14 protein-coding genes and 1 pseudogene are annotated in these 17,574 nt (G+C 67.0%); 5 read left to right on the plus strand and 10 right to left on the minus strand.

The window, feature by feature from the left end:
* Positions 1-2 precede the first annotated feature (2 nt).
* Positions 3-893, minus strand: a pseudogene (locus tag QNN99_RS00775) (alpha/beta hydrolase); the annotation flags it as partial.
* A gap of 236 nt (positions 894-1,129) precedes the next feature.
* Here QNN99_RS00775 and QNN99_RS00780 point away from each other — a divergent pair.
* The 5 genes from QNN99_RS00780 to QNN99_RS00800 are packed head-to-tail and all read left to right on the plus strand — an operon-like array spanning position 1,130 to position 7,293.
* On the plus strand, positions 1,130-2,650 hold the full coding sequence (locus QNN99_RS00780; protein ID WP_229964527.1) for a sugar ABC transporter ATP-binding protein: 1,521 nt from the start codon (positions 1,130-1,132) through the stop codon (positions 2,648-2,650).
* A complete protein-coding gene (locus tag QNN99_RS00785; RefSeq protein WP_229964528.1) occupies positions 2,647-3,699 on the plus strand; it encodes an ABC transporter permease in 1,053 nt (350 codons plus the stop codon). The genes QNN99_RS00780 and QNN99_RS00785 overlap by 4 nt, the downstream gene beginning before the upstream one ends.
* A complete protein-coding gene (locus QNN99_RS00790; RefSeq protein WP_229964529.1) occupies positions 3,692-4,783 on the plus strand; it encodes an ABC transporter permease in 1,092 nt (363 codons plus the stop codon). Before QNN99_RS00785 ends, QNN99_RS00790 begins: the two co-directional genes overlap by 8 nt.
* A 15-nt stretch (positions 4,784-4,798) precedes the next feature.
* A complete protein-coding gene (gene rhaS / locus QNN99_RS00795; RefSeq protein ID WP_229964530.1) occupies positions 4,799-5,842 on the plus strand; it encodes a rhamnose ABC transporter substrate-binding protein in 1,044 nt (347 codons plus the stop codon).
* A gap of 5 nt (positions 5,843-5,847) precedes the next feature.
* Positions 5,848-7,293: an L-fucose/L-arabinose isomerase family protein gene (locus QNN99_RS00800; protein ID WP_229964531.1), complete on the plus strand. Its 1,446-nt coding sequence runs from the start codon at positions 5,848-5,850 to the stop codon at positions 7,291-7,293.
* A 44-nt stretch (positions 7,294-7,337) separates the two neighbouring features.
* Here the strand turns inward: QNN99_RS00800 and QNN99_RS00805 are convergent, their stop codons facing one another.
* The 9 genes from QNN99_RS00805 to QNN99_RS00845 all read right to left on the minus strand — a co-directional run bounded on the left by QNN99_RS00805 (position 7,338) and on the right by QNN99_RS00845 (position 17,552).
* Entirely contained in the window at positions 7,338-8,222 is an 885-nt protein-coding gene (locus QNN99_RS00805; RefSeq protein WP_229964532.1) for a LysR family transcriptional regulator, read from the minus strand.
* Positions 8,223-8,313: 91 nt separating this feature from the next.
* Positions 8,314-9,780, minus strand: coding sequence for a DUF5129 domain-containing protein (locus tag QNN99_RS00810; RefSeq protein WP_229964533.1), 1,467 nt, complete (start codon positions 9,778-9,780; stop codon positions 8,314-8,316).
* A gap of 126 nt (positions 9,781-9,906) precedes the next feature.
* Positions 9,907-10,599 carry an urea ABC transporter ATP-binding subunit UrtE gene (gene urtE, locus QNN99_RS00815; protein ID WP_229964534.1) on the minus strand — a complete coding sequence of 231 codons (693 nt, stop codon included), beginning with the start codon at positions 10,597-10,599 and terminating at the stop codon, positions 9,907-9,909.
* Entirely contained in the window at positions 10,599-11,417 is an 819-nt protein-coding gene (gene urtD, locus QNN99_RS00820) for an urea ABC transporter ATP-binding protein UrtD (protein WP_229964535.1), read from the minus strand. Before urtD ends, urtE begins: the two co-directional genes overlap by 1 nt.
* Before the next feature lie 2 nt (positions 11,418-11,419).
* The gene (urtC, locus tag QNN99_RS00825) at positions 11,420-12,610 is read right to left on the minus strand and encodes an urea ABC transporter permease subunit UrtC (protein ID WP_229964536.1); all 1,191 of its coding nucleotides are present in this window, start codon (positions 12,608-12,610) and stop codon (positions 11,420-11,422) included.
* Positions 12,607-13,491 (minus strand): urea ABC transporter permease subunit UrtB, encoded by an 885-nt coding sequence (gene urtB / locus QNN99_RS00830; protein ID WP_229964537.1) that lies wholly within the window; start codon positions 13,489-13,491, stop codon positions 12,607-12,609. The genes urtC and urtB overlap by 4 nt, the downstream gene beginning before the upstream one ends.
* Before the next feature lie 85 nt (positions 13,492-13,576).
* The gene (gene urtA / locus QNN99_RS00835; protein WP_229964538.1) at positions 13,577-14,803 is read right to left on the minus strand and encodes an urea ABC transporter substrate-binding protein; all 1,227 of its coding nucleotides are present in this window, start codon (positions 14,801-14,803) and stop codon (positions 13,577-13,579) included.
* Between the two features lie 234 nt (positions 14,804-15,037).
* The gene (locus QNN99_RS00840; protein WP_229965025.1) at positions 15,038-16,774 is read right to left on the minus strand and encodes an L-lactate permease; all 1,737 of its coding nucleotides are present in this window, start codon (positions 16,772-16,774) and stop codon (positions 15,038-15,040) included.
* Positions 16,775-16,997: 223 nt separating this feature from the next.
* Positions 16,998-17,552, minus strand: a complete 555-nt coding sequence (locus QNN99_RS00845; RefSeq protein ID WP_229964539.1) for a GNAT family N-acetyltransferase — start codon at positions 17,550-17,552, stop codon at positions 16,998-17,000.
* Between the last annotated feature and the right edge of the window lie 22 nt (positions 17,553-17,574).

The raw sequence follows: 17,574 nt of genomic DNA on the forward strand, positions 1-17,574 counted from the left end.
CGGCGGATCACCGGCACCCCCACTTCCTCCAGCCGGTCCGCCAGGGGCACTGACTGCGTGCTGGTCAGGTAGTCGCCGTTTCCGCCGGAAATGTAGGTGGGCGGAAAGCGGTGATCCACGTGCTTCGGAATGGACATGTGCCCCGCGGCGGGGGTGGCGGCCCAGTCCTTGGACCCGGTGTAGGCCCAGAGCGCCTTCTTGAGCCCCCAGCCCACGGGGCCGGTCAAGCGGGCCTCGGACGTAAAGTCGTAAACGCCGCAGTGCAGCAGGATTCCGCGCAGTTGCTCCGGGGCGGCGGCGGGAACCACCCCGGTCTCGCCGGCGTACTCCGGGTTGGTGATGGCCAGGGCCAGCTGTGCGGCCAGCTGCGCACCGGCGGAGTCACCGGCCAGGACAATCCGATGGGGATCGAGCCCGTACTTGTCTGCGTGTTCGCGCACAAAGCCCAGGGCGGCGTTCAGCTCTTTCACGGCGGCCGGATAGATGACTTGGGGCGAGATCGAGTATCCGACGCCCACCACGGCGTACCCGTACCCGGCGAGGATCCTCAGATACGGCGCCACATCTTCCTTGGAGCCGGAAATCCATGCCCCGCCGTGTATCCACATCACCACCGGCAGCGGTTTCCGGTCCGGAGCATCCGGCAGGAACAGGTCCAGGGTCGGCTTGGCCCCGGACCCCAAATACGGCAGGCCCCGGTGTCCGGTCACTCGGAGCCCGGGAATATGGGGGTGGATCTTTTTCAGCGGGAAGTTGCCCACGCCGGAGAAGAGTCCGCGGATGAGCATCGCGGAGGGGCGGGGATCCCGCTGCAGCGGGACAGCGGCAGCAATTCCGGCAGCGGCGACCACTCCGGCCAGGAGCCCCGCAGTGGTGAGCGAGGAGAACTTCATCTTTTTAACGTAGGAGTCGGCACCGGGCGGCCTTTGGCCGTTTCGCCGCCAGGAAGCGGCAGCGGAGCGGCGGCTGCGAGGAATCTCATGGCCGCCGGTGTTCGGCGGCACTGCCGGAAGCAGGCCGGCGGGATTTCCTTGACGTGAGCGGGATCACGCCCCTACGATCAGACGAGCCCGTTTGAAACGGTTCATTCGGTTCCTGTCCCGTCGGCCGCAAAGGTGCGCATCACTGAATGTCAGACACGCCAGCCACTTCGGAAACCGCAGTCCTGACCCTGTCCGGGGCCTTGAAAACCTTCGGGCCGGTCATCGCGCTGGCGGACGGCACCATCGAACTTCGGGCCGGAGAAATCCACGCCCTCTGCGGGGAAAACGGTGCGGGCAAGTCGACCCTGGTCAAGATCCTCGCCGGACTCTACGCCCCTGATGAGGGAGCCTTCAGCGTTGCGGGCCGCCCGGTGAACTTCCGCTCCGTCGCGGACAGCAAGGCCGCGGGCATCTCCGTCATTTACCAGGAGCCCACGCTGTTTCCCGACCTGTCAGTGGCGGAGAACATTTTCATCGGACGCCAGCCGCGTAATCGGATCGGACTGATCGACCACGCCCGCATGCGCGACGGCGCCGCGGAACTTTTCGCCAGGCTCGGCGTGGACCTTGATCCGGCCCGGACAGCTGAAGGGCTGTCCATCGCCGACCAGCAGATCATTGAGATTGCCAAGGCCATTTCGCTGGACGCGAGCGTCCTGGTCATGGACGAACCGACGGCGGCCCTGAGCGGGGTTGAGGTGGAGAGACTCTTTACCGTCGCCCGCTCGCTGCGCGGAGACGGCGCGGCGATTCTTTTCATCTCGCACCGCTTTGACGAGGTGTTCAGCCTCGCTGACCGGATCACCGTGATGCGTGACGGCCGCTACATCGCCACCCATGCCACGGCATCAACCAGCATCGAGGAAATTGTCCGGGACATGGTGGGGCGGGAGGTCGATTCGCTGTATCCCAAGGGCGAGACCGAGGTCGGTGAGCCCGTCCTTACCGTTGAAGGGCTGCAGCGCCGGGGTGTGTTCACCAGCATCGGTTTTGAAGTCCGGGCCGGAGAGATCGTGGCTCTCGCGGGCCTGGTGGGCGCCGGGCGCACGGAAGTTGCGCGGGCCATTTTCGGCATCGACCGGTACGACGCCGGCAGCGTGTCCATCAGGGGACGGAAGCTCAAACCCGGCCAGCCGAAGGCCGCCATCGCAGCCGGCGTCGGCTTTGTCCCCGAAGACCGCCGCAAACAGGGACTCGTGATGGGCCTGTCGGTCGGCCGCAACACCACCCTGACCCTCCGGGACCGGTTCCGCACGCTGGGGCTGATCAACGGGCGGGCCGAGCAGGCCGCGGCCCGGGAATGGACGACCAAGCTGCAAGTGAAGGCCTCAACCCTTGAGCAGCCCGTCAGCACGCTGTCCGGCGGAAACCAGCAGAAGGTGGTCCTGGCCAAGTGGCTCGCCACCAAACCGGCGCTCCTGATCATCGACGAACCCACCCGGGGCATCGACGTGGGCACCAAGAGCGAGGTGCATCGGCTGATCTCCGAGCTGGCCGGCCAGGGGCTGGCGATCCTCATGATTTCCTCCGAACTGCCGGAGGTCCTGGGCATGGCGGACCGGGTCCTGGTGATGCACGAGGGCCGGATCTCGGCTGAGCTGGACCGGAGCGGAGCCAGCGCCGAAGCCGTCATGCATGCAGCCACCGGCTCCGGCGGGCACCGATGAGCACGCCAACGGCCCAGACTCCCGCGGCGAAGCAGCCCCGGGCTCTCCCGCTCCGCCGGCAACGGCAGTTTCCCAACGTGTTCCGGCTCCGGGAGTTCCCCGTCACCGCAGCCCTCGCGGTGCTGGTCGTGGCCACCGCCGTCGTCAATCCGCTGTTCCTCTCGCCGCAGGGCTTGAAGGACCTCATGCTCAACGCCACTGTGATGGTCATCCTGGCCGTTGGGCAGACCATGGTGATTGTCACCCGCAACGTGGATCTGTCCGTCGGGTCGATTCTCGGCCTGGTCGCCTTCGGCACCGGTGCGGTCTTTGCCGGTGCGCCGGACATGCCGATTCTGGCGGTGGTCTTGCTGGGCATGGCCTTCGGCTCTGTCCTGGGTCTTTTCAACGGCCTGCTGGTGACGCTGGCCAAGGTCCCCGCACTGGTCATCACGCTGGGCACGCTGTACATCTACCGCGGTGTCAACAATGCCTGGGCCGGCGGAACCCAGTACTTTGCCGGCGACCGGCCGGAGGCCTTCGGAGCCCTGTCGGTGGATACCTTCCTGGGCATTCCGATGATTACGCTCGTGGCCATCGCTGTGGTGATCACCGCCGCCGTCTTCATGTCGGGCACCCGCTCCGGACGGGATTTTTACGCCGTCGGCTCGGACCCCGAGGCAGCCAGGCTCTTCGGCATTCCGGCGTCCAAGCGGATCCTGACGGCCTTCCTTGTCAACGGAGCCCTGGCCGGGCTCGCCGGCGTCCTCTACGCGAGCCGCTTCAACGCGGTGGGCGCGACAACCGGATCCGGGCTGGAACTGGACGTCGTCGCAGCGGCCGTGGTTGGCGGCGTCGCGATCTTCGGCGGAAGCGGCACGGTGGTCGGCGCGGCGATCGGCGCCCTGCTGCTCAACACCATCACCAGTTCGCTCACCGCCATTCGGGTCGACAAGTTCTGGCAGCAGGCCGTGGTGGGCACCCTCATCCTGGCCGCCATCCTGATCGACCGCCTCGCCGGACTGCGCCGCGCACGCAACCTGCGCGAGAAGGAAGGCCGAAATGTCTAGCCCCGCCATGCCGCGAGCCGCGGCGGCCGTGGACACCAGCACACCGCTCAGCGGCGTCGAAAAAATCCGGGGCCCGCGGTGGTGGGCCGGCCGCGACGCGGTCATGGTGTACCTCCTGGCTGCGTTTGTCCTCTACGCGATCATCACCATTCCGCGCTTCGCGTCACCGGTGACCACCGGCTTCCTGCTCCTGGACGTGATTCCCACGCTGCTGATCGCGATGCCGATGACCCTGATCATCATCACCGGGGAAATCGACCTGTCAGTGGCCAGCGTTGCCGGGGTCTCCAGCGCCGTCCTGGGCGTGCTGTGGGCGGGAGGGACGGGCATCTGGGCGGCGATCGCCGTCGCGCTGGTGTGCGGGCTGGCTGCCGGAGCACTGAACGGTGCCCTGATCGCCTTTCTGCAACTGCCCTCCCTGGCCGTCACCATCGGGACGCTCGCGTTGTTCCGCGGGTTGGCGCTCGTGGTCATCGGCGACAACGCCGTGGCTGATTTTCCGGTGGAACTCACCTCGCTGGCATCGGACAAACTGGGCGGAACCGGCATTCCGGTCCTGATGCTTCCGGCGCTGGCCCTGGTCGTTGCCGCCGGGCTGGTCCTGCACAAGAGCTCCTTCGGCCGCGGCCTGTATGCCATGGGCTACTCCAAGGAAGCCGCGCAGTTTGTCGGGATCAGCGTCGAATGGTCCAAGTTCTGGCTCTACGTTGCCAGCGGCCTCGTATCGGCAGCGGCCGGCATTTTCTGGACCTTCCGCTACACCAGCGCCCGCAGCGACAACGCCTCGGGGCTCGAACTGCTGGTTATTGCGGCGGTGCTGCTGGGCGGAGTCTCAATCTTCGGAGGCAAGGGGAGCATCGTCGGCGTCGTTGCCGGCGTGCTGCTGATCGGCAGCCTGAACTACGCGCTGCGGCTCGACCGGGTCTCCGACGTCGTCCTGGTGACCCTGACCGGGATGCTGCTCATCGCGTCCGCCGTGGCACCGAGCATCGGTGCCGCCATCGGACGCAGGCGCCACGATCGTCGGCTGCGCCGACGCTTGGCCGAAGAACCCATCAAACCCGGCGGACCGTCCGCTGAGTGAAGGAAGGAAACAAAGATGTTCACTCCCCGCTCCACCGCCCGGCGGCGCATCACCGTCATGACGTCCCTCGCGGCCGCCGCGGCCCTCGCGCTCTCCGGTTGCGCCGGCAGCGAAGACGACGGATCCGGCAGCACCGACGACGCCACGGTCACCTTCATTCCCAAGCAGCTGAACAACCCCTACACCGACGTCGTGCTGGGCGGCGGCGAGCAGGGCGCCACCGACGCCGGCTTTGCCGAAAGCAACGTGGTGGGACCGCTGGAGGCCTCAGCCTCCAGCCAGGTCACCTTCATCAACGCCGAAACGCAGGCAGGAACCAACGCCATCGTCCTGGCCGCCAATGACCCGGACGCCGTCTGTTCGGCGCTGGGCGAGGCGCGCGACGCCGGGGCCAAGATTGTTGCCTTCGACTCCGACACCAACCCGGACTGCCGCGACGTGTTCATCAGCCAGGTGGTGGCCAAGGACGTGGCCCTCATCCAGACCGAGCTCATTGCCGAGCAGATCGGCGGCGCGGGCAAGATCGCCATCCTCTCGGCCACCGCCAACGCGACCAACCAGAACGAATGGATCAAGTACATGGAGGAGGAGCTCGCCTCCAACCCCGAGTACTCGGAAATTGAACTGGTGGCCAAGGTCTACGGCGACGACGACGACACCAAGTCGTTCCAGGAAGCGCAGGGCCTGATGCAGGCGCATCCGGACCTCAAGGGCATCATCTCGCCGACAACCGTGGGAATTGCGGCCACGGCACGCTACCTCTCCACGTCGGACTACAAGGGCAAGGTGGCGCTGACCGGGCTGGGGCTGCCGAACGAAATGCGCTCCTTCATCAAGGACGGCACGGTTTCCGAGTTTGCCCTCTGGGACCCGGCGCAGCTGGGAACCGTTGCCGCGTTCGCCGCCAAAGCGCTGGTGGACGGCTCCATCAGCGGTGAACCCGGTGACACCTTCACCGCCGGCGAGCTGGGGGAGCGGACGGTCGAGGAGGACGGCGTGGTGATCGTGGGTCCGCCTACGGTGTTCAACGCCGAGAATATTGACGACTACGACTTCTGACAGCCATGAACCTGTCCCCGGGCAGCATGGCAGCGGTTACCGCACCCATCCGCCACCGCGCGAGGATTGGCCTGGTCTCCGGAGGGTTGGGCGCCTACTGGCCGCAATTCCCCGGGCTGCTGCCGCAGCTGAGGGAGTCGGCGGCATACGTCGGCCAACGTTTCGAGGAGACCGGCAACGACGTCGTTGACGCCGGTTTTGTTTCGGACGCCCAGGACGCGGCCCGGGCCGCGGAACGGCTGCGGCAGGCGGACTGCGACCTGATTGTCCTGTTCGTGGCGACCTATCTGACCTCCTCCATGGTCCTGCCCATTGCGCAGCGTTCGGGCACCCCGGTGCTGGTGGTTGACCTGCAGCCCACTGAAGCGATGGACCATGCCCGCACCGGCACCGGGGAATGGCTCGCCTACTGCGGGCAGTGCCCGGTGCCTGAGCTGGCCAACGTCTTCCGGCGGGCCGGCATCCCCTTCCGGTCGGTTTCGGGCTACCTGCGGCAGGAAGCGGCCTGGGACCGGATCACGAGCTGGGTTCGGGCGGCAGCGGTGCGCGGACGCCTGCGCACCGCGCGGCACGGCCTCATGGGGCATCTCTATCCGGGGATGTTGGACGTGTCAACGGACCTGACCACTGTCAGCGCCACCTTCGGCTCGCACGTCGAGGTGCTGGAGTTCGATGACCTGCGCGAACGCGTCAACGCCGTCACGGAGCGGGAAACCGCGGACCGGGTGGCCCTGGTGCGGGAAGTCTTCGAGCTGGACCGCTCGGTTCACCTGCCGGAGCTGGAATGGGGTGCCCGGGTCTCGGTTGGCCTGGACCGCCTGGTGGACGACTTCGCCCTGGATTCGCTGGCCTACTACCACCGCGGACTGGCCGGAGAACTTCACGAACGGCTGGGTGCGGGGATGATCCTGGGAGCCTCGCTGCTGACCGCCCGCGGGGTGCCGATGGCCGGCGAGTATGAACTGCGGACCTCCGTGGCCATGCTCGCCGCCTCGGCCCTGGGCGCCGGAGGGTCGTTCACCGAAATCCAGGCGCTGAATTTCTTCGACAACGTGGTTGAAATGGGCCACGACGGGCCGGCGCATCTGCAGATCTCCGCCCGGCAGCCGCTGCTGCGCGGCTTGGGCGTTTACCACGGCAAGCGGGGCTGGGGCGTGTCGGTGGAATTCGATGTCCGGCCCGGTCCGGTGACCGCTTTCGGAATCGGCCAGGACCGGGACGGCAGCTACGTCTTCGTCAGTTCCGAAGGCACCGTGACCGAGGGCCCGCTGCTGCAAATCGGGAACACGACGTCGCGGGTGGACTTCGGCGGGGATCCCGGGCTGTGGGTGGATCTCTGGGCTGCCACCGGCGTCGGGCATCACTGGGCGCTGTGCCTGGGCCACCGCCGGGCGGAACTGGCCGCCGCCGCCTCGTTGCTTGGCCTCGAGCATCGGCATGTTCAGCTCTGACTCCGGAGGTGCCGTGCTGTAAAGGTGTCAGCTGCCGGGGCCGGCTAGGTGCTTGGTGTCCGCAGAAGCTCGAGCACCCGGCCCAGCGCCGGGTTGGCGGAATCCCGGTTCCAGATGGCGTGCAGCTGCACCGCATCCGAGGCCTCTCCCGCCAGCGGCAGATAGGAGACGCCCTCAAACTGGAGGATCCGGGCGGATTCCGGGACGATGGCGACACCCCGGCCGGCAGCCACCAGCGCCACCATCGTCAGGATCTGGCTGACGGTGTGAATGACGTTGTGGTGTTCAATCGGAATCAGGCGCACGGCCAGGTCGTAAAAGTATCTGGCCTTGGTGGAGGAGTGCATGATCAGCGGCGTATCGCGGAGATCCGCGGCGGTGATGGGCCGGTTCAGGGCGTCGAGGGGATGGCCGGACGGGACAGCCAGCCGCAGGTCCTCGGAAAACAGCAGGTGGGACTCGAAGCGTTCGGTGTCAAAGGGCGGCCGGGCCAAGCCAAGATCCAGATCGCCGTGGGACAGCGCCTGGATCTGCTCGCTGGTCACAAGCTCCTCCAGCTCCACGTCCACGCCCGGCAGGGCTTCGGCGATCTCCCGAAGGATCGGTCCCAGCCGGCTGTAGCCGGCGGCGGCCGTAAAGCCGATCCGGATGATGCCGGCGCTGCCCTGCGCCATCCGCCTGGCGGTGCGCGGGGCGCGGTCGGCCGCCGCGACCAGCTTCCGTGCCTCAATCAGGAAAGCGCGGCCGCCGGCGGTCAGGACCACATTGCGCTTGTCCCGCTCGAGCAGTTCCACGCTGACTTCCCGTTCCAGCTTCTGGATCTGCCGGCTGAGCGGAGGCTGGGTCATGTTGAGCCGGACGGCAGCCCTGCCGAAGTGCAGTTCCTCGGCGACGGCGATGAAACTCCGGGCCTGATCCAAAGTAAACATAATGCCTTCCAGGTCTCGCGCAGTGCAGTAACCGTTCCCGGCCCGCTGATAGCTGTCTTCACTTCACCCGGGAGACCCCATGAAACGCAACTCAGAACCGGCCGGAGCTGCCTGCTCCGGAGAAACTGCCGCCCGAGCTGCCGTATCCGGTGGAGCTGGAACCCGACTCGGAGGAACGGGCCGATTCCACGCTGCTGGTGCCGTGCTGGATGCCGGAGTTGAAGCTGCCCACCGAGTAGTAGAAGTAGGCGGGAAAAGCGGTGTCCACGATGCCGGGGCGGTAGCCGTCCCGGTGCAGGCGGCGCGGCTCGGCGGCCTTCTTCAGTTCCTCCTGCATGAGTTCCCGCTCGGCGCCGGACTTTGTTTGGGCGGCGATCACGGTTTTTGCATGGTGCTTGAGCAGCTCCGAGAGCTCGGTGCGGCTGGCCTTGATGCGGTCAAGCGCCTGCTCGGGGGTGATCCGGTCCTCCGTCAGCGCCGTGGAGGCCGCCGCGAGCTGCTCCCGGGCCTGCTGCCGGAACGCGCGCAGCGCGTGCGCCGTGGCGGAGTCCTTCTCGGCCGCGCCCCTGCCTTCCAGCTGGTCGTCGAGCAGGTCAAGGTCTTCGAAGAGCGGTCCGGTTTGGCGGTCCCAGGCGCGTTCCCAGCCCGGCGCCTTGTTCAGCAGCGCGTTGGTGTCAGCGATGACGTCGTCCAGGCCGTCCAGCTCCATGGCGGCGTCGGCATACTGTTCCAGCACGGTGGTGCTGGAGCGCTGCTTCAGGTCCTTGTCGGTGAGCGCGTGTGCCGCATTGTTGAGCTCGGTCGCAGTGTTGTAGCGGACCATGAAGGTTCGGTATTCCTCCAAGACGCGAGCACCGTAGGAAGAATCCGCCGGAATGGTGTTGGCGTTAACCTCCGTTGCGTCCAGATCGTGGGTCACGCTGGAGTAGCTGGCATCGGCGTCGGCCAGGAGCCTGCGGTTTTTGCGCTGCCGGTTCCAGCGCACCAGCACGTACGTGATGGACGAGACCAGGCCTGCAAGCACCGCAGCGCCGGCACCGAGAATAACGGCGGGGGAGAGGTACCAGGGCCGGTTGATCAGCTTTGCCGCCTCCTCGACGGCGGCGATGGTGCCCTCGGTCCAATTGGCCTCGGCGAAGAGGCTGTTCGTCTCCTCCCTGATGTCTTCCTGCTGGCTCAGGGGAATTTTCCGGTCCTCGCCGTAGTACGTTCCGGTCCAGCGGCCCGTCGGATCCAGCGCGAAGATGAACAGTCCGTCCGCCCACTTCTGCCCGTCCCCGCTGAGCCACTCCGGATGCTGCTCCCGGGCGAAACGGAGCACTTCGGCGTTGAGGACGGTGCCGTCCTCGTTGCCAGCCGGGCCGTTGTAGGTATAGACGGCCACCGTTGTCGGTTCCCGGAACTCGATGTCTTCCAGGGCGGGCAGGAGCGTGTTGGCGTCCAGCACGCCGGCCGTGTCCTCCACAATCACCTCCTCCGGGGTCACGGCGGCCGCTGCCGCCGCACCTCCCGTCAGCGTGATGAGGCTCAGCAGTAAAGCGGTCAGTGCCCGGCGCATGGTTCTCCCCGTGTCGGTGGCGGATTTCTGGACGAGCCTAGCGCGGATCAGTGTCCGGAGCAGCAGGGTCCCGGTTTCCGGCGCGGGAGCGGCCCTGCGGAGGCGCGCCCAGGGAAGAGCAAGACCCTAGATGAGCATTGCGGAGCGAACCGTTTCCGCGGCACCCGCACCTCCGCTGCCGGTGGAACTCACCCGCCCGGCCGCCAGTACGTAGTAGGTGTCCGCCGCCTGCAGCGCGAACCCGATGTGCTGTTCCACCAGCAGCACATGCATGCCTGAACGCGACGCCAGATTCATGATGGTGTGCTCAATTTCCGCCACCACGTTGGGCTGGATGCCCTCGGTGGGCTCGTCCAGGATGAGCAGCGCCGGTTCGGTGATCAGTGCGCGGGCAATGGCCAGCTGCTGCCGCTGCCCGCCGGACAGCAGCCCGGCCCGGCGGCCCAGCAGCGGTTTCAGCGCCGGAAACATGTCCAGCGACTCGTCCACGAGCGCCTTGCCGCGCTTGCGCCCGTCGGCCACCAGCCGCAGGTTTTCCATTGTCGTGAGCGGGCCGAAGGACTGCTGGCCCTGCGGAACATACGCCAGCCCGCGCGCCACGCGCTGGTGCGGCCGCAGCCCGGAAATATCTTCACCGTTGAACCGGATGGTCCCGGCGGTGGGTCTGATGATGCCGACGACGGCGCGCAGCAGCGTGGATTTCCCGGCGCCGTTGTGCCCCAGGACGGAGGAGACGGCGTCGTCGGGCACGGTCACCGAGACGCCGTGCAGCACCTCGGTGCGCCCGTATCCGGCCTTGAGCTCCTGAATTTCCAGCATCAGTGTCCTTTCGCGGGCGTGGTGCCCAAATAGACTTCCTGCACGCGCGGATCGGCCTGGACGTCGGCCACGCTGCCCTCGCTGAGGACCTTTCCGGCGGCCAGGACGGTCACCGAGGTGGCATATTCGCGGACAAAATCCATGTCGTGTTCAATGACCAGGGTGATCCGGTTGGCGCCGATGCGCCGCAGCAGCTCGCCGGTCTGGGCGCGCTCGTCCTGGCTCATGCCGGCAATGGGCTCGTCCAGGAGCAGCAGCTCGGAATTCTGCACCAGCAGCATGCCGATCTCGAGCCACTGCTTCTGCCCGTGGGCCAGGGTGCCGGCCTGCGCGGAGGCCAGATGCTCCAGCCCGATAATCTCCAGCGCCTCCTCCACTGCCGGTTCGGTGCCGCGGCGCCTGCGCAGCAGCTCAAGCGGCTTTCGGCGGGAGCCTGCCGCGATGTCCAGGTTCTGCAGCACCGAGAGGTTCTCGAAGACGCTGGCGGTCTGGAAGGTGCGGCCGACGCCCAGCTTGGCAATCTGATGCACCTTCCGGCCCAGGATTTCGGTGCCGGTGTGGTTGACCGACCCGGTGGCCGGAACCAGGCCGGTGATGGCGTCGATCATGGTGGTCTTTCCGGCGCCGTTGGGCCCGATCAGGAACCGCAGGTCGCCCTGGGTGACGTCCAGATTGACGCCGTCGACGGCCGTGAACCCGTCGAAGACCACGCGGAGGTCGCGGATTTCCAGGTACTGCGGACGGCCGGTGCGCTGTCCGCCGGCCACCGGCTCGCCCTGCGGCAGCAGTGCGGTGGAGCGTGCGGCTGAGTCGTTCATGGTCAGGACTCCTTCGAAGCGGAGGGCAGGGAACCGTCGTCGGCATCATCTTTGCGCCGCCGCATCCGGCCGAGCAGCCCGGGCAGCGAGGCCAGGCCTCCGGGCAGGAAGCCGATGACCAGCACGAACAGCAGGCCCTGGAAGTACACCCAGAACGACGGGAAGGTCGAGGCCAGCGAGGTCTGCGCAATGGCCACGCCCAGCGCACCGAGCACCGGACCCAGGACCGTGGCCCGGCCGCCGATCGCCACGCCGATCAGGAAGGCAATCGAGGGGGTCACCCCGACGTCGGCCGGGGAAATGATGCCCACCAGCGGCACGAACAGCGCGCCGGCGACGCCGGCCATCACGGCGGCCAGAACGTAGACCACGGTTTTGACTGTTGCCGGATCGTAGCCGAGGAACCGCACCCGCTCCTCCTGGTCACGCACCGCGACCAGCAGCTCGCCGAAGCGGCTGTGCATCAGCTGCCGGGCTGCGGCCACCACGACCAGGAGCACGACGGCGGCGAGCAGGTACAGCATCCGCTTGTTGGCCGGATCGGCCAGGTCCAGGCCGAAGAAGGACCGGAAACCGCTGAGCCCGTTGGATCCGCCGGTGGTGGCCTGCTGCCCAATCAGCAGCACCGCAAACGCGGCAGCCAGCGCCTGGCTGAGGATCGCGAAGTACGCGCCCTTGACCCGGCGTTTGAAGATCGCCAGGCCCAGCACCAGGGCCACCAGTCCGGGCACCAGCACGACGGCGGCAAGCGTCACCACCGGGCTGCGGAACGGTTCCCACCAGCCCGGCACGGTGCCGGAGCCGTAGAGCATCATGAAATCCGGAACCCCGGTGCCGCCGAAGAGCGCGGCGTCGGCAAGCTTCATGTGCATGGCCATGATGTAGGCGCCGAGGCCGAAGAACACGCCCTGGCCCAGGGTGAGCATGCCGCCCCGGCCCCAGGCCAGGCCGATGCCCACGGCCACGATCGCGAAACAGATGAACTTGCCGAGCAGGGTCAGGCTGAAGATCGGCAGCAGCGCGGGAGCGGCCACCAGGAGCAGCGCGGCGCCGGCGGCAAATCCGGTGAGGACACCGGACCGGGACCGGCCGAAGGCCGCCAGCTGCCCGGACAGCCGCGGTGTGCCTGCGGCTCCGTTGCCCGCTGCGCCGGCGCGGGCGGTGTGTGCTCTGCGTGCTGTTGCGGTGCTCATGCCAGGCTCCTGGTCTTGAGGGTGAAGATGCCCTGCGGGCGGACCTGCAGGAAAATCACGATGGCCGCCAGGATCAGCACCTTGCCGATGCTGGCGGTGGTGGAGAACTCGAACACCGACTGCAGAACGCCCAGCGCAAACGCCGCGATGGCCGCCCCCTTGATCTGGCCGATCCCGCCGGCCACGACCACCAGGAAGGCGTCAACGATGTAGTTCGGTCCGAGATAGGGGCTGGTGGAACCGATCAGCGTCACCGCCACCCCCGCGACTCCGGCCAGGCCGGAGCCAATAAAGAAGGTGAGCTGATCGGTGCGGCGCGAGGAAATGCCGCTGGCTTCGGCCAGATCCCGGTTGACGACGACGGCGCGGATCCGCCGGCCCAGTGGCGTGGCCTTCAGCAGCAGGGCCAGCGCCGCGAGGCAGGCCAGGGCCAGGGCGAGGATGAACAGCCGGGTCAGCGGAATCGGCGCACCCAGCAGTTCCACGTTGCCCTGCAGCCAGGACGGCACCCGGACGTCCACGCTCGGTGCGCCGAAGACGTCGCGGGCCACCTGCTGCAGGATCAGCGAAACCCCGAAAGTCACCAGCAGGGTGTCCAGTGGCCGGTGGTACATCCGCTTCAGCAGCAGGCCCTCCAATGCCAGCCCCATGACCCCGCCCACGAGGAAGGCTGCCGGCAGGGACACCAGCAGTGACACCCCGGCGCTGCCCAGGCTCTGCTGCACCACAAAGGCGGTGTAGGCGCCGGCCATGATGAACTCACCGTGCGCCATGTTGATGACGCCCATCTGGCCGAAGGTCAACGACAGGCCCAGTGCTGCAAGCAGCAGCACCGAGCCGAGGCTGAGCCCGGCAAACATCTGTCCGATCAGCAGTTCCATAAAGGTGGACCTTTCACAGGGGAAGCGGAAGCTAAGACGGCGCCGCGGGGACGCCGGGCGGGGACGCCGGGAGGGAGCGGTACGGCTAGGACAGGCCCGAGGCCCAGTCGTAGCTCAACAGGAACGGATCCGGTTCCACGGCTTCGGGAGCTTCCCAGACGGTTTCGATCAGCCCGTCCGGGGTGATCTTGCCGATGCGCGGGGTCTTGGTGATGTGGTTGTTCTCGCCGTTGACGGTGACGGTGCCTTCGGGCGCTTCGACACTCACGCCGTCGGCCGCGTCCTGCACCTTGTCCACGTCGAAGGATCCGGCCTTTTCCACCATGGCCTTCCACAGGTAGAGCGAGGTGTAGGCGGCTTCCATCGGGTCGCTGGTGACGCGGTCGGCGCCGTACTTGTCCTTGAAGGCGGTGACGAAGGCGGTGTTGGCCGGGCTTTCCAGGGTCTGGTAATAGTCCCAGGCGGTGAGCTGGCCTTCGATGTTTTCCAGTCCGATGCCGGGGACCTCCTCCTCGGCAATGGAAACGGAGACCACGGGCATGGCGTCCGCCGTCAGGCCCACGCTCTTGTACTGGCGGAAGAAGGCCACATTGGAGTCGCCGTTCAGGGTGTTGAACACGGCGTCGGCTCCGGAGTCGCGGACCTTGTTGACGATGGTCGAGAACTCGGTGGAGCCCAGGGGCGTGTATTCCTCGCCGACAATTTCCATGCCGTGCGCCTCGGCGTAGGCATTGATGATCTTGTTGGCGGTCCGCGGAAACACATAGTCGCTGCCAACCAGGAAGATCGTTTTGGTGCCCTGCTCCGCCAGATAATCAAGGGCCGGGATGATCTGCTGGTTTGTCGTGGCGCCGGTGTAGAAAATGTTCTCCGAAGATTCCAGGCCCTCATACTGCACCGGATAGAAAAGCAGTGAATTGTTGGACTCGAACACCGGCAGCATGGCCTTGCGGGAGGAGGAGGTCCAGCCGCCAAACACCGCGGCGGTGCAGTCCTGCTGGATCAGCTTGCCCGCCCGCTCCGCGAACTTGGTGGGCTCGGAGGCGCCGTCTTCGCTGATGACCTCCAACTGCTTGCCCAGCACGCCGCCGTCAGCGTTGATTTCCTCGGCCGCCAGGGACAGCGAATCGAACACGGTGCTCTCGGAAATGGCCATGGTGCCGGAAAGGGAATTCAGAAACCCGACCTTGACGCTGTCGCCGGAGGTGTCCACGCAGGACTCGGGGCCGCCGGTTGCCTCCCCGGCCTCGGCAGGGTCGCTGATCTGCGAGCCGCAGCCGGCCAGCGTGGCCGCCAGCACTGCCGCTGCCACAGGGATGAAAGCGCCTTTTTTGCCGTGTACTTTCATAACGCACCTATTTCTGAGGGGCCGCACTGTTTCAGCAGCGCAGACAATTGAGCGGGCCCTTTCCGGGCCGTTTCCCTCAACTTAGGTCACTCGTGTTTCATGTTTTGGCGACTAACGTTTCCCTGATATTTCTTTTGTTTCCGGTGCTTTTCCGGGGCGTGTCAATTGCGCACACCCACCGCCGGGTTCCGTTGCGTACTACGGAAGCATCCAGCCCAGCACCGGCGTGGACTGCAGGAAGACGATCACGCACAGCACCAGCAACAGTCCAACGCTCCACCCCAGCACCTTGCGGAACAGGACGGATTCCTGCCCGCTCATGTTCACCGCCGCCGCGCCGATCGCCAGGTTCTGCGGGCTGATCAGCTTGCCCATCACCCCGCCGCCGGTGTTGGCGGCGACCATCAGCTTCGGGTCGAGTCCTGCCTGCGCGCCGGCCGTTTCCTGCAGCTTGGCAAACAGGGCATTGGCCGAGGTGTCCGAACCGGTGACGGCGGTGCCGATCCAGCCCAGCACGGGGGAGAGGAACGCGAAGAAGGCGCCGGTGCCGGCGAGCCAGGTGCCGATGGAGACCGTCTGGCCCGAAAAGTTCATCACGTAGGCCAGCGCCAGGACCGCCAGGATGGTCAGCGCGGCCGAACGCATCCGGACCGCGGTGAGGCCGATTTCCCGAACTGCCGCGCCTATCGTCAGGGGATACCTGCCGTTGTCGTTGAACCTGGAATAGACCAGTGCCACGATCAGGCCGCTGATCAGCAGCAGCGTGCCGGGACTGATCAGCCATTCAAAGTCGTAGATTGTGGAGGACTGTTGCTGCCCGTTGGCGTCCAGCAGGGACTCGTGAAGGACAGGCCAGGGGATCTCGATGGTGGTTTTCGCCAGGGCCTCGGGAATGTCGACGCCCCACGTCCAGAGGTTCACGATGCCGAAAATGACAATCACCAGGACGTAGGGAAACAGGGCCATCCAGGCCCGGCCGGGGGTGAGCCGGTCCGCGGCGGTGTCGCTCGCGGCCGTGCCGATGTCCGAGGAGCCCGCCCCCGACGGAGTCCAGCCCGAGGCCCGGGCCTCGGCGAGTTCCTTGCTCATCCGGGCGTCGGCTTCCTGCCCGTTTCGGGGATGCCAGATCCGCAGGAAACCCACGGCGGCGGCCATTGCGACCAGCGACGCCAGAATGTCGGTCAGTTCGTAGGAGAAGTAGTTCGAGCACAGGAACTGGGCCACGGCGAACACGAGGCCGGTGAACAGTGCCACCGGCCAGCAGTCCCGCACCCCGCGTTTGCCGTCCAAAATGATCAGCAGCACCAGCGGGATGAAGACGGCCAGCAGCGGAGTCTGGCGTCCCACGACTGCAGCGATTTCGTCCCCGGTGTAGCTGGTGAGGTTGGCCGCCGTCGTAATCGGGATGGCGAGCGCGCCGAAGGCGACCGGCGCCGTGTTGGCCACCAGGACGGCGCTGGCGGCCCGGACCGGAGCGATGCCCAGGGCCAGCAGCATGGTGACGGTGATCGCCACGGGGGCGCCGAAGCCGGCCAGCGCCTCCAGCAGCCCGCCGAAGCAGAAAGCCACCAGGATGGCCTGGACGCGCAGGTCCCCGCCGCCGACGGCGTCGAACACGCGGCGCAGATCCTCGAACCGGCCGCTGAGCACCGTGACCTGGTAGAGCCAGACGGCCATGATGATGATCCAGACGACCGGAAACAGGCCAAAGGCAGCGCCCTGCGTGGCGGACAGCAGGGCCAGTCCCACCGGCATGCCGAACCCGAGGACCCCGATGACCAGGGCGGCGAGCAGTGCCCACGCCCCGGCAACATAGGCTTTGGTCTTGGCGAAGGCCAGCAGGAGGAAAAACACGAGGAGGGGGACGAGGGCCAGCAGCGCTGACAACGTCACGCTGTTGGCTACCGCATCGGTGGTGGGTGTGAAGCTTTCCATGGTGACCTCCGGGTCGCGCCGCACGGCGGCGCCAACGGAAAAACACGGCGTGGTGTGGGTACAGTCCAACTGCGGCAGCGAGAGCGGACAGGGCAGGCCGGTCCACCATTCAGCGTAGGCCGGTACGCCGGAGTCGGCGCCGACTGCCGGTGAAATACCCGCCATCGGCGGCACGGGGTTGACGACGGCGGAAAGCAGGCGGCGGTCCGGCGGGCGCGCGCGGCTACAGGGGGTCGGTGTACCAGCCGCGGGCCAGATAGATGTCGGTGTACGATCCGCGGTCGACGTCGAGATCCTCGCGGCGGGTGAGCCCGGCCGCGAGCGCCGTCTGCTGCGAACCGAGGTTGTCAGCGGTGGTGTAGGCAATCACCGGCAGCCCCGGCAGCAGCTTTTCCGCCAGCCGGACCGCTTCCCGGGCGCCTTCCGTGGCGTAGCCCCGGCCCCAGGCCTCCGGAACGTAGCGGTAATAGAGGTTCAGTGCGGGCCGGGACTGCACGAGCCGGTGGGAGAGCCCGGTGAATCCGATGAGTGTCTGCGGGTCCGCCTGCGTGGTCACCGCCCAGACGCCGAAGCCGTGGCGGTACCAGTGCAGCCCGATTTCGTGGAAAATCCGGGCCGACGACGCCCGGGTCACTGAGCGCGGCGCCGGATGGTGAACGTTGGTGCGCGGGTCCGTGTGCAGGTCCAGGGCCGCCGGTTCATCGGCGCCTTCCGGACGCCGCAGGATCAGCCGGTCGGTGAGGACCGGGGTCCAATCGGCAACATCCTGTGCGGGCATGGACCAACTTTAAGGCAGAAAC

This window comes from Arthrobacter sp. zg.Y820 (assembly GCF_030125555.1).
GTDB lineage: Bacteria > Actinomycetota > Actinomycetes > Actinomycetales > Micrococcaceae > Arthrobacter_B.